We start from the raw sequence: 12,971 nt of genomic DNA, 5'->3' as shown, positions 1-12,971 counted from the left end.
TGCGGACAAAAAAAGGGGAGCACATGCTCCCCCGAGGTATAAAGCGTTTGTATCGAGGCTGTTAAATCAGCCTTCGATCTCGATCAGGATCTCGCCCGGGTTGACCCGGTCGCCCTTGGCCACGTGGATGGCGGTGACTTTGCCGGCGATGGCCGATTGAACTTCGGTTTCCATCTTCATCGCTTCGGTGATCAGCACGGCCTGGCCGGCTTTCACGGTGTCGCCTTCCTTGACCAGCACATCGACAATGTTGCCCGGCATGGTGGTGCTGACGTGGCCCGGTGCAGTGGCTTGCTTGCGCTTGCTGCTGCCACCGCCGACGAATTCGTTGAGTGGCTCGAACACCACTTCTTCCGGCATGCCATCGATGGACAGGTAGAAGTGACGCTTGCCTTCAGCCTTGACGCCTACACCAGTGATGTCGACGCGGTAAGTTTCGCCGTGGACGTCGATGACGAACTCGGTCGGTACGCCTTCGCCGCCGGCCGAGGCCACGCCGCCTGCTTCCGGAATCGGCAGCAACACTTCAGGGGTCAGGGTGCCGGCAGCACGCTCTTCGAGGAACTTGCGACCGATGTCCGGGAACATGGCGTAGGTCAACACGTCTTCTTCAGACTTGGCCAGGGCACCGATGTCGGCGCGCAGCTTGGCCATTTCCGGCTTGAGCAGGTCAGCAGGACGCACGTCGATCACTTCTTCGCTGCCGATGGCCTGGCGGCGCAGTTGCTCGTTCACCGGGGCCGGGGCCTTGCCGTAGCCGCCCTGCAGGTAAAGCTTCACTTCGTTGGTGATGGTCTTGTAGCGCTCACCAGCCAGCACGTTGAAGAACGCCTGGGTGCCGACGATCTGCGAGGTCGGGGTTACCAGCGGCGGGAAGCCGAGGTCTTCACGAACCCGTGGAATTTCTGCCAGCACTTCGCTCATGCGATTGAGAGCACCCTGCTCTTTCAACTGGTTGGCCAGGTTGGAAATCATCCCACCCGGTACCTGGTTGACTTGAACGCGGGTGTCGACTGCGGTGAACTCGCTTTCGAACTGGTGGTACTTCTTGCGCACGGCGTAGAAGTACAGGCCGATCTCTTGCAGCAGCTCCAGGTTCAGGCCGGTGTCGAACTCGGTGCCCTTGAGCGCAGCAACCATCGACTCGGTGCCAGGGTGGCTGGTACCCGAGGCGAAGCTGGAGATCGCGGTGTCGATGTGATCGGCGCCGTTTTCGATGGCCTTGAGCTGGCACATGGTCGCCAGACCGGCGGTGTCATGGGAGTGAATGAACACTGGCAGCGACTGTTCGGCTTTCAACGCCCGAACCAGTTCGCCGGTGGCGTACGGGGTCAGCAGGCCTGCCATGTCCTTGATTGCCACCGAGTCGCAACCCATGGCTTCCATTTGCTTGGCTTGGGCTACGAACGCGTCGATGGTGTGCACCGGGCTGGTGGTGTAGGCAATGGTGCCCTGGGCGTGCTTGCCGGCGGCTTTCACCGCTTCGATGGCTACGCGCAGGTTACGCACGTCGTTCATGGCATCGAAGATGCGGAACACGTCGATGCCGTTGACGGCAGCCTTGGCGACGAAGGCCTTGACCACGTCGTCGCTGTAATGGCGATAGCCCAGCAGGTTCTGGCCGCGCAGGAGCATTTGCAGACGGGTGTTAGGCAGCGCTGCGCGCAGTTGGCGCAGACGCTCCCACGGATCTTCTTTCAGGAAACGTACGCAGGCGTCGAACGTCGCGCCGCCCCAGCATTCCAGCGACCAGTAGCCGACTTTGTCGAGCTTGTCGCAGATAGGCAGCATGTCTTCGGTGCGCATGCGGGTGGCGAGCAGCGATTGGTGGGCGTCGCGCAGGATAGTGTCGGTTACGTAGATTTTTTTGCTCATTGTTATATTCCTCACAGGCCTGCGTGGGCGGCGATGGCGGCGGCGATGGCCAGGGCCAGCTCTTCGGGTTTGCGCTTGATCGAGTAGTTGGTCAGTTCAGGGTGGCTTTCTACGAAGCTGGTGTTGAACTGGCCACTACGGAATTCCGGGTTACGCAGGATTTCCTGGTAGTACGCGGCGGTGGTCTTGACCCCTTGCAGACGCATGTCGTCCAGGGCACGCAAGCCACGGTCCATCGCCTCTTCCCAGGTCAACGCCCACACCACCAGCTTCAGGCACATGGAATCGTAGAACGGCGGAATGGTGTAGCCGGTGTAGATCGCTGTATCGGTACGCACGCCAGGGCCGCCGGGGGCGTAGTAGCGAGTGATCTTGCCGAAGCTCGGCAGGAAGTTGTTTTTCGGGTCTTCGGCGTTGATCCGGAACTGCAGGGCAAAACCACGGTGGTGGATGTCTTCCTGCTTCACCGAGAGTGGCAGGCCGGAGGCGATGCGAATCTGCTCACGGACAATGTCGATACCGGTGATTTCTTCGGTGATGGTGTGTTCCACCTGCACCCGGGTGTTCATTTCCATGAAGTACACTTCGCCTTCGGCGAGCAGGAACTCCACGGTGCCGGCGTTCTCGTAGCCCACGGCCTTGGCCGCACGCACCGACAGGTCGCCGATGTAGGCGCGCTGTTCCGGGGTCAGCTGCGGGCTCGGGGCGATTTCGATCAGCTTCTGGTTACGGCGCTGGATCGAGCAGTCACGCTCGAACAGGTGCACCACGTTGCCAAAGCTGTCACCGAGAATCTGTGCTTCGATATGCTTGGGATTGACGATGCACTTTTCCAGGAACACTTCCGCCGAACCGAAGGCCTTGGTGGCCTCGGAAATCACTCGAGGGAAAGCCTGTTCCAGCTCTTCGCGACTGTTGCAGCGACGAATGCCGCGACCGCCACCACCGGAGGTGGCCTTGAGCATCACCGGGTAACCGATGCGATCGCCTTCGGTCAGGGCTTCTTCAATGCCGGAGACATTGCCTTCGGTGCCTGGGGTTACCGGCACACCGGCCTTGATCATGCTGCGACGGGCTTCAGTCTTGTCGCCCATGCGGCGAATGACCTCGGCCGACGGCCCAATGAACTTGATCCCGCGTTCGGCGCAGATCTCCGCCAGTTCGGCGTTTTCCGAAAGGAAGCCATAGCCGGGGTGCAGTGCGTCGCAACCGGTTTCCACAGCCAGGTTCACCAGCTTGCGCGGGTTCAGGTAGCCTGCCAACGGCTCGGCACCAATGCTGTGGGCCTCATCCGCACGTTTAACGTGCAGGGCGTGACGGTCGGCGTCGGAATAGATCGCGACCGAGCGAATGCCCATTTCGGCACAGGCACGTACGATTCGTACGGCAATCTCACCACGGTTGGCGATCAGGATCTTTGTTATCACTTGGAGTTTCCCTTGAGCCGGTGGTACCCACGACCTGCTAGACCCAGGTCGACGCGTGACCAAATGTTTCAATTTAGTCGCAGCGCCACACTAGCGCTCATGAGGGATTAACCAAAATGAATAAAAATTGGGTCATGCATAAGTAAAGACTTATAGTTGACCCATCAGCCAGTGTCGGGAGTGTTCGAATAATGCGTAAGTCATTGATGCGTATGACTTTACGGCAACTTCAGATTTTCAACGAAGTCTGCGATTTGCGTTCCTACAGTCGGGCAGCCGACGAAATGTCACTCACACAACCCGCTGTCAGCTTGCAGATTCGTCAACTTGAGGAACTGGTTGGGCAACCTTTGTTCGATTACGTGGGCAAAAAACTCTACATGACCGAAGCGGCTGAAGCGTTACAGCGGGCCAGTCGTGACATTTTCGGGCGCCTGGAAAACCTCGATATGCAGCTATCGGACATGCAGGGCTCGCTGCAGGGGCAGTTGAAACTGGCCGTGGAATCGAGCGCCAAGTACTTCGTGCCACACCTGTTTGCCGCGTTCAAACGCCAGCATCCGGAAGTTAACCTGCAACTGACGGTGGTCAATCGCGGGCAGGTGATCCGGCGCCTATCGGACAACCGCGATGACCTGGTGATCATGTCCATGGTGCCGCAGGACATGGGGCTGGAATTCCTGCCGTTTCTGAATAATCCGATTGTCGCCGTTGCGCCACCGGATCACCCGTTGTGCCATGCGGGGCCCTTGCGCCTGCAGGATCTGGAGCCTTACACGCTGCTGTTACGCGAACACGGCTCCGGGACGCGCATGGCCTGCGAAGAGTATTTCAAAGAAAAGCGCGTGCACTTCAATCAGACCCAGGAAGTCTCGTCTGCCGAAGCTCAACGCGAGTGTGTACTGGCGGGTCTGGGCGTTGCGCTGTTGACGCGTCACGCCCTGAACCTTGAGTTGGCAACTGGTGGGCTGATCGAACTACCGATTGAAGAGCTGCCGTTGTATCGCAGCTGGTGCCTGGTGCAGGCCAAGGCGAAACGCCTGTCACCGGTGGCTCACGCATTCCTTGCGTTCATCCGTAGCGAACGTATTCAGATCAGCGCGCTGGTTGAGCGTTTCGACGGGAAGTCACGGGGGTTGCCTGCCAGAAATTGAGCTCCAGACCTTCGGGAAATTCACCGATTTCGGCCAGAAGCTGCCGGCGTTCGCAGCGATCTTCGATAGCGCGGCGAAACTCCATGCGGCGCTGATCTTCTTGCTGGCGGCGGGTTTTGACTGCGCTGTTGCGTTCTTCGTAAGGCAGGGCCATTTCGAGTCTCCCAAGACGAGTACGGGAGTTTCAAGATAGGCGCGGGGGATGACGGTTTGGCGGCTCGATGGTTACAAAGCGATGAACAATTGTTGGGCGCCCTGTGGCGAGGGGGCTTGTCGGAACGCCGAGCCCCCTCGCCACAGGTCAGTCGTCCAGCGCCTTCACCGACTTGGGCGACAACCGCAAGCTGCGCAGGCTGCGCTTGACGCTCTTGAGGTGATTGACCAGGCTCGGCCCACGGGCCATGGCCACACCCATTGCCAACACGTCGATCACCACCAGGTGGGCGATACGCGAAGTCAGCGGTGTATAAATTTCAGTGTCTTCATGCACATCGATTGCCAGGTTAACCGTCGACAGTTCGGCCAATGGTGTCTGGCTTGGGCACAGGGTGATCAATGAGGCGCCGCTCTCACGCACCAGGTTGGCCGTGATCAACAGGTCCTTGGAACGCCCGGACTGGGAAATGCAGATTGCCACATCGCTCGGCTTCAACGTCACCGCCGACATCGCCTGCATGTGCGGGTCGGAATACGCCGCCGCAGTCAGCAGCAGACGGAAAAACTTGTGCTGGGCGTCCGCCGCGACGGCACCCGAGGCGCCGAAACCGTAGAACTCGACACGCTGGGCCTGGGACATCAGCGTCACAGCCCTCTGCAATTCCACCGGATCGAGCTTCTCGCGAACCTCCATCAGCGTATGCAAAGTAGTGTCGAAGATTTTCAGGCTGTAGTCAGCGACCGAATCGTCTTCATGGATTGCGAACTGCCCGAAGCTCGCACCCGCTGCCAGGCTCTGGGCCAGTTTCAGCTTCAAGTCCTGGAACCCGGAACAACCAATGGCACGGCAGAAACGCACGATGGTCGGCTCACTGATACCCACGCTGTGGGCCAGGTCGGCCATGGAGCTGTGCATCACGGCCGCAGGATCGAGCAGCACATGGTCGGCGACCTTGAGCTCCGACTTGCGTAACAGGTGTCGAGACTGGGCGATGTGTTGCAGCAGATTCAAAGGGCTGGACTCTTTGTGGTGGGCAGGCGCCGGGGATGTAGCATGCTTGTAGTTATACTACATGAATCGGCTTTTTGCCTGCTCAATGCGTAACCAGATCCCTCGATTACAGGTGCGTGCGTCTCATGTAGCGCTAAAAACGCATTATCCGCGCATGAGTTCAAGGCCAGCCCATTCAGATCAGGCGTGGTGCTGTGGCTCCCGCTCGGCTGTCACCGCGTCTGGCGCAAGATCAGTTTCGACCTGCGCCCTCATTCACCTGGTGTTGATCCTTAAGCAGCTGCGCCAAACCTTGCGCCTCGATCGGCCGGCTGATCAGGTAGCCCTGCACTTCGTCACAGCGTTCACCGCGCAGGAATTCAAGCTGCTCCTGCCGCTCCACCCCTTCAGCCACGACCTTCAACGACAGACCATGGGCCATGGCAATGATCGCCCGGGTGATGGCCGCATCCTCCGTGCCCTCCCCCAGCCCGCGGATAAACGCCTGATCGATCTTCACGTAGTCCACTGGAATACGCTTGAGGTAACTCAAGGATGAGTAACCAGTGCCGAAATCGTCAATCGCCAGCTGCACTCCAAGATCACGCAATTGCTGGAAGGTCGCGATGATATGCTCGACGCTGTCCAGCAACTGGCTTTCGGTCAACTCCAGCTCCAGCAGGTGCGGCGCCAACCCGGTTTCCTCCAGAACCTGACGCACCAGGCTGACCAGCTTGCCCTGACGCAATTGATGGACTGACAGATTGACCGAAACCCGAATCGGCTCCAGGCCCTGGCGTTGCCATTCACAGGCTTGCCAGCAGGCCTGGCGCAGCACGAACTCACCGATCGGGCCGATCAACCCGGTTTCCTCGGCCAGGCCGATAAAGTCCCCCGGTGGCACCTGCCCCATGGTCGGGTGATCCCAGCGCACCAAGGCTTCGGCAGCATTCAGCCGACCGGTGGCCAGACATAACTTCGGTTGGTAGAACACCTTGAGCTGCTTTTCTTCGACGGCTTTGCGCAGGTGGTTTTCCAGCTGTAACCGCTCCAGCGTGCTGGCTTGCAGGCTGTCGGTATAAAACTGGAAATTATTGCCGCCCAAGTGTTTGGCGTGCTGCATTGCCATGTTCGACTGACTGACCAATGCGGAAATTTCCCGGGCGTTGTCCGGCAACAGGCTGATGCCCATCGACACGCTGATCACCAGCTCATGCCCGTCGACCGTCACCGGCACGCGCAACTTGGCTGCCAATCGGGTCGCCACCCGCGCCAGACTGGACAGGTTGCCGTAGGCGTTGAACAACACCGCAAACTCGTCGCCGGAAAGACGAGCGATGGTATCCGCCTCCGGCAGCGCGTTCACCAACCGCCGGGCCATTTTCTGCAATAACCGGTCGGCGATATCGTGGCCGAGGCTGTCGTTGAGCAGTTTGAAACGATCCAGATTGATGTGCAGCAGCGCCAGGCTGCGATAACCACCCTGACGCACGCGCTGGTGTGCTTCGTTCAGGCGTTCGCGAAACAGGGAGCGATTGGCCAGGCCGGTCAGTTCGTCGTAATGGGTCAGATAGCGCATGCGCTCTTCGGATTCGCGTCGCGCCGACAGATCGGCGAAGAAGCCGACAACGTGGCTGACATTTCCCCGGGAGTCACGCACAGCACTCAGGTGCAACCATTGCGGATACATCTCGCCATTCTTGCGGGTTTCCACCAGTTCGCCTTGCCAGCTGCCATGTTGCTCCAACGTTTGATGAATCGCTGCGTAGTGCCGGCGGGCATCCCGGCTGCAAGGCAACTCGGCCACATTACGCCCGAGCAGTTCCCCGATGTCATAGCCGGTCACGCGACAGAAAGCCTGGTTGACTGCTATCAATGCGTAATCCGGGTCGAAAATGACTATGCCTTCGCTGGCCGCCTCGAATACCGTCGCCGCCAGTTGCTGCTGCTCTTCCAGCGCCTTGCCGACGCTGATGTCACGACGGGTGCCGACCATGCGGGTCACCCGGCCATTCTTGCTGCGTTCGACGGCCCGGCCGCGGTCCTCGATCCACACCCAGCGGTCATCGCGATGACGCACGCGGTATTCGACCTGGTAGTCCTCGGTGCGCCCTTTCAAATGATCGATCATTGCCCGGCGTAGCACCGGTAGATCTTCAGGGTGCAGGCGGGGCTTGAGATGGCGCAGCATCGCTGTCACATACTCAGGTTCCAGGCCAAATAATTCCTGGATGTGGCTGTGATGCACTTCATCGGTCTGCAGGTTCCAGTCCCACAGCCCCAGTTCGCTGGCTTTGAGCGCCAGCGCCAGACGCGCCTCGCTCTTGCTCAGGGCCTGGTTGGCGGCATCCAGTTCCAGGCTGCGCTGGGCAACGCGGCTTTCCAGTTCGATCTGAATCTGCCGCAGTTCGTCTTCGGCGCGACGGCGCTGGTCAATCTCACTGGCGAGTTTGTTGTTGAGTTGCTCACTGCTGCTTTGGGCCTGCTGCAGATGCTCGATCAGCGCCTGATTCTGAAAGCGCCGCAACAGGCCGCGATCGATCAAGCGATTGACCTGCCAGGCAACCACACTCAACGCGCCCAGGAGGATCAGGCCGAACCACCCCCAACCCTGCTGTTGTTCGTCCGCCAACCAAAACATATAGGCAATGGCGGGCAGCAGGCAGGGCAAGGTAAAAGACAGGAAGGCCGGCAGGCTGACCGCGTAGGCAACACTGGCCGAAAGTGCAGCGGCACCGATCAGACCGAACACCCAGGCTTGCTGAATGAAATTGTCAGCGGGCGCCAGGGCAATACCCGCGCCGGCCAAAGTCAGCCCGGTAAGCCCCGAGCCCAGCAGAAACATGCGACCCCAGACCGGATGGGCCTGACGATCAGGAATCGCCGAATCAAAGGCGGCGACCTGAATCACTCGCAATGCCACCAGTGATAACAACCAGATCAGCCAGACACTCACCAGGAAGTGGCGCTGTGGACTCCAGAGCAATCCGGCACACACCAGGCCATTGATCAGCATGAACAACGTGGGTAGCAAAGAACCTTGATACAGCAGGCGCGTGCGCTCGACCGCCATTTCCATGGCGTACAGTTTGCGGATAACCCGGGGCTCCACAGTAGGGCCCGACAGGTCAGAGCTGAGGGTCATAGGCGATGTTCTTGTTCTTATATTAATGAGCATGAGCCCGAAACGTCGACGGAGCATACACAAGCAAGCCCGTGGACCAAACAGCTACTGATCAAATATTCGCCAAAACTTTTGGTCGCCGATGCCGGCCTGAAAACAGCACGAGCACGCCCGGCAACGCCTGCAGGCGATGACCGACCGGTCGTCATTCACCTGACATTCATCGATTAAAGCAAAGCGGTGTTTGCCCGGTGTGACGCCGCCCCCTAGAATGCCCCGATGCGCGATGATCTCTCCCTTTTGCTGAACTCCCTCAACGATGCCCAACGTCAGGCCGTAGCGGCCCCCGTGGGTCGTCAGTTGGTCCTGGCCGGTGCTGGCTCCGGTAAAACCCGAGTGCTGGTGCACCGTATCGCCTGGTTGATCCAGGTCGAAAACGCCTCGCCCCACTCCGTCCTGTCGGTGACCTTCACCAACAAGGCCGCTGCCGAGATGCGTCATCGCATCGAGCAGTTGATGGGTATCAACCCGGCCGGTATGTGGGTCGGCACCTTCCACGGCCTGGCGCACCGCTTGCTGCGGGCGCACTGGCAGGAAGCCGGCCTGAGCCAGACTTTCCAGATTCTCGACAGTGACGACCAGCAACGGCTGGTCAAGCGGGTGATCCGCGAGCTTGGCCTCGATGAACAACGCTGGCCGGCCCGCCAGGCACAGTGGTTCATCAACGGGCAAAAGGACGAAGGTCTGCGCCCGCAACACATTCAAGCCAGCGGCGACCTGTTCCTGGCGACCATGCGCGGCATTTATGAAGCCTACGAGGCCGCCTGCCTGCGCGCGGGCGTGATCGACTTCTCCGAACTGCTGCTGCGTGCCCTCGACCTGTGGCGCGACCACCCGGGCCTGCTGGCGCATTATCAGAAGCGCTTCCGGCACATTCTGGTGGATGAGTTCCAGGACACCAACGCCGTGCAGTACGCCTGGTTGCGCCTGCTGGCCAAAGGTGGCGACAGCCTGATGGTGGTCGGTGACGACGACCAGTCGATCTACGGCTGGCGTGGCGCGAAAATCGAAAACATCTACCAGTACTCCGAAGATTTCCCGGACGCCGAGACCATTCGCCTGGAGCAGAACTACCGCTCCACTGCCGGCATCCTGAAAGCCGCCAACGCCCTGATCGCCAACAACACCGGACGCTTGGGTAAAGAATTGTGGACCGATGGCGGTGACGGCGAAGCGATCAACCTGTATGCCGCTTTCAACGAGCACGACGAAGCTCGCTATGTTGTGGAAACCATCGAAAGTGCGCTGAAAACCGGCCTGTCTCGCAGCGATATCGCGATCCTGTACCGCTCCAACGCCCAATCGCGCGTTCTGGAAGAAGCCTTGCTGCGCGAGCGCATTCCGTACCGCATTTATGGCGGGCAACGCTTCTTCGAGCGTGCAGAAATCAAGAACGCCATGGCTTACCTGCGTTTGCTCGAAGGTCGCGGCAACGATGCCGCGCTGGAGCGGGTGATCAACGTTCCCGCCCGTGGTATCGGTGAGAAAACCGTCGAAGCGATTCGTGATCATGCGCGCCACAGCGATGTGTCGATGTGGGAAGCGATGCGCCAACTGGTCGCCAACAAAGGCCTGACCGGCCGCGCTGCCGGTGCTCTCGGTGCGTTTATCGAACTGATCGAAAATCTCGCCGCCAAGTGCATGGAAATGCCGCTGCACCTGATGACCCAGACAGTTATCGAGCAGTCGGGGCTGATCGCCTACCACGAAGCGGAAAAAGGCGAGAAAGGCCAGGCCCGGGTAGAAAACCTTGAGGAACTGGTCAGCGCCGCCCGCAACTTCGAAAACAGCGAAGAAGACGAGGACCTGACGCCGCTGGCGGCCTTCCTCGGCCACGCGTCGCTGGAGGCCGGTGACACCCAGGCCGACGAACACGAAGACAGCATTCAGTTGATGACCCTGCACAGCGCCAAGGGCCTGGAATTCCCTTACGTGTTCCTGGTGGGCATGGAAGAAGGCCTGTTTCCGCACAAAATGAGCCTGGAAGAGCCCGGCCGTCTTGAGGAAGAGCGTCGCCTTGCCTATGTCGGCATCACCCGTGCCATGCAGAACCTGGTGATGACCTACGCTGAAACCCGACGCCTTTACGGCAGCGAGACCTACAACAAGGTGTCGCGTTTCGTACGCGAAGTTCCGAAAGGCCTGATTCAGGAAGTGCGGCTGTCCAATAGCGTCAGCCGTCCGTTCGGTGGCAATCAATCGATGAGCGGCAGCAACCTGTTCAGTGGCAGCGAGATTCCAGAAACCGGGTTTAGCCTGGGCCAGACCGTACGTCATTCGATATTTGGCGACGGCGTGATCCTCAACTTCGAGGGGGCCGGTGCTCAGGCCCGGGTGCAGGTGAATTTCAGCGAAGGCAGCAAGTGGCTGATGCTGGGCTACGCGAAGCTGGAGGCCATTTAAAGGCTCTTTCCTGTGGGAGTAGAGCTTGTGTAGTGAAGGGTTTTGTTGTGCCGGGGGGGCTCGCCTGTGGCGAGGGGGCTTGCCCCCGTTGGGCTACGCAGTAGACCCAGACTACTATTTTGGCGCCGCTTCGCGACCCCGACGGGGGCAAGCCCCCTCGCCACACGAGACTTCCTACAGAACTCGTCCACTCATCTGACAGTCCAAAGGCAACAGGTCCTATTGCACTGACACAAGCTGAATATTACCTGTCAGGCAAAAGCCCGAAACACTCTGCCGCTAGCCAGTAACACTTCAGCTGTGCAACATGGCGCGCGTGCCTTCCACAAATGGGAATTCCCTATATGAAACGTTTTCTTAGCATCGCCATGGCGTTGTGCATCGGCCTGACGATGAGTCTCGACGTCAATGCCGCCAAGCGCTTCGGTGGTGGCAAGAGCGCCGGCGCTGCGCCGACGCACCAGACCAGCCAGATGGCTCCTTCTTCTCCAGGCATGGGCGGCGCTGCGGCGACCGCTGGTGCTGCCGGTGCCGCTGGCGCCGCCGCCAAGGCCGGTGGCGCTTCGCGCTGGCTCGGCCCCCTGGCCGGTATCGCCGCCGGTGGCCTGCTGGCCTCCATGTTCATGGGCGACGGCTTCCAGGGCATGCAGATCTTCGACATCCTGATCATGGCGGTCATCGCCTTCCTGGTCTTCCGCTTCATCGCTGCCCGTCGTCGCAAGCAGCAGGCGCATTACGCCCCGGCCGGTCACGCGCCAATGCAGCGTGAAGTCTTCGAACAGAAGCCTGCTGGTGGTTCGATCTTCGGCGGTTCGGCAGCACCTGTTGCTGCTCGTCCAGTCATCAATGCTCCAGCCTGGTTCAATGAACGCAGCTTCATCGAAGCCGCGCGCAACCACTTCCAGTCCCTGCAACAACACTGGGACGCCAACGAAATGGACAAGATCGCCGAGTTCGTGACCCCGCAAATGCTTGAGTTCCTCAAGCGCGAGCGTGCTGACCTGGGCGACGGCTTCCAGTCCACCTACATTGATAACCTCAATGTGCAGCTGGACGGTGTGGATGACCGCGCCGACAAGACCATCGCCACCCTGACCTTCAACGGCGTGTCGAAAACCTCGCGTTTCGACCAGGGCGAAGTGTTCAGCGAAAGCTGGAACATGGAGCGTGCACAGGGCGAAAACCAGCCTTGGCTGGTCGCGGGTATCCGCCAGAACGGCTGATAACCTTCCGCGCCTCATCCGCTGTAAATAAAAACCCCGGCTTGCCGGGGTTTTCTATTTCGCGGTTGCATCTATAGCGAGCTACTGTATAAACCGCCCCATATAAACCGCGCCATACAAGCAAGAGGATCCCGGACGTGGAAGAAATCATCGAACAACTGCGTGAAGCCAACGAGCCGGTACCGGTCCCCTTGGAGTTGCCCGACGAAGATCTGCTGGTCGAAATCGAAGAACAACTGTTCATCGACATTCCATTCGTCTTCAGAGAGTTTCTGCTGACCGTTAGCGACGTAGTCTACGGCAGCCTGGAGCCAGTGACTGTTACCGACCCGCAATCCCACACCTATCTGCCGGATGTGGCCGCCAACGCCTGGGACGCAGGCGTCGATCGCAGCCTGATCCCGATTTGCCAGGACGGCGACGACTATTACTGCGTTGAAGAAGACGGCACCGTCGTGCTCTGGTCCGCCGAAGAAGAGCTGATTACCGAGGAAACCTGGGAATCGGTGTGGCACTGGGCGCGGGACGTCTGGCTCGAGAGCTGAGTCAGACCACACT

9 protein-coding genes are annotated in these 12,971 nt (G+C 59.7%); 4 read left to right on the top strand and 5 right to left on the bottom strand.

From position 1 onward, the window contains the following. Positions 1 to 66: 66 nt before the first annotated feature. Complete coding sequence (gene oadA / locus KW839_RS04155; RefSeq protein ID WP_060540228.1) at positions 67 to 1,875, bottom strand: sodium-extruding oxaloacetate decarboxylase subunit alpha; 1,809 nt, start codon at positions 1,873 to 1,875, stop codon at positions 67 to 69. 11 nt (positions 1,876 to 1,886) lie between these two features. Next, complete coding sequence (locus KW839_RS04150) at positions 1,887 to 3,302, bottom strand: acetyl-CoA carboxylase biotin carboxylase subunit (RefSeq protein WP_060540229.1); 1,416 nt, start codon at positions 3,300 to 3,302, stop codon at positions 1,887 to 1,889. A gap of 191 nt (positions 3,303 to 3,493) precedes the next feature. On the opposite strand from KW839_RS04150, the gene KW839_RS04145 reads away from it, so the two are divergent. Continuing rightward, the gene (locus KW839_RS04145; protein WP_060540230.1) at positions 3,494 to 4,456 is read left to right on the top strand and encodes a LysR family transcriptional regulator; all 963 of its coding nucleotides are present in this window, start codon (positions 3,494 to 3,496) and stop codon (positions 4,454 to 4,456) included. Here the strand turns inward: KW839_RS04145 and KW839_RS04140 are convergent. From KW839_RS04140 to KW839_RS04130, 3 genes are all read right to left on the bottom strand, one after another. Beyond that, on the bottom strand, positions 4,398 to 4,610 hold the full coding sequence (locus KW839_RS04140; protein ID WP_218423510.1) for a PA3496 family putative envelope integrity protein: 213 nt from the start codon (positions 4,608 to 4,610) through the stop codon (positions 4,398 to 4,400). The two genes, KW839_RS04145 and KW839_RS04140, sit on opposite strands and share 59 nt — an antisense overlap. Positions 4,611 to 4,757: 147 nt before the next feature. After that, positions 4,758 to 5,624 carry a transcriptional regulator HexR gene (gene hexR / locus KW839_RS04135; protein WP_025131545.1) on the bottom strand — a complete coding sequence of 289 codons (867 nt, stop codon included), beginning with the start codon at positions 5,622 to 5,624 and terminating at the stop codon, positions 4,758 to 4,760. A gap of 232 nt (positions 5,625 to 5,856) precedes the next feature. After that, a complete protein-coding gene (locus tag KW839_RS04130; protein ID WP_218423508.1) occupies positions 5,857 to 8,748 on the bottom strand; it encodes a GGDEF domain-containing phosphodiesterase in 2,892 nt (963 codons plus the stop codon). Between the two features lie 258 nt (positions 8,749 to 9,006). Between KW839_RS04130 and uvrD the strand changes: the two genes are divergently transcribed. From uvrD to KW839_RS04115, 3 genes are all read left to right on the top strand, one after another. Further along, positions 9,007 to 11,190, top strand: coding sequence for a DNA helicase II (uvrD, locus tag KW839_RS04125; protein WP_218423506.1), 2,184 nt, complete (start codon positions 9,007 to 9,009; stop codon positions 11,188 to 11,190). A 344-nt stretch (positions 11,191 to 11,534) separates the two neighbouring features. Beyond that, positions 11,535 to 12,413, top strand: a complete 879-nt coding sequence (locus tag KW839_RS04120) for a Tim44 domain-containing protein (RefSeq protein ID WP_060540233.1) — start codon at positions 11,535 to 11,537, stop codon at positions 12,411 to 12,413. A 137-nt stretch (positions 12,414 to 12,550) separates the two neighbouring features. Next, positions 12,551 to 12,958: an SMI1/KNR4 family protein gene (locus KW839_RS04115; protein ID WP_060540234.1), complete on the top strand. Its 408-nt coding sequence runs from the start codon at positions 12,551 to 12,553 to the stop codon at positions 12,956 to 12,958. Positions 12,959 to 12,971: the final 13 nt, after the last annotated feature.

Source organism: Pseudomonas sp. PDM31, from assembly GCF_019218965.1.
GTDB lineage: Bacteria > Pseudomonadota > Gammaproteobacteria > Pseudomonadales > Pseudomonadaceae > Aquipseudomonas.
This window is presented reverse-complemented; position numbering and strand designations above follow the sequence as displayed.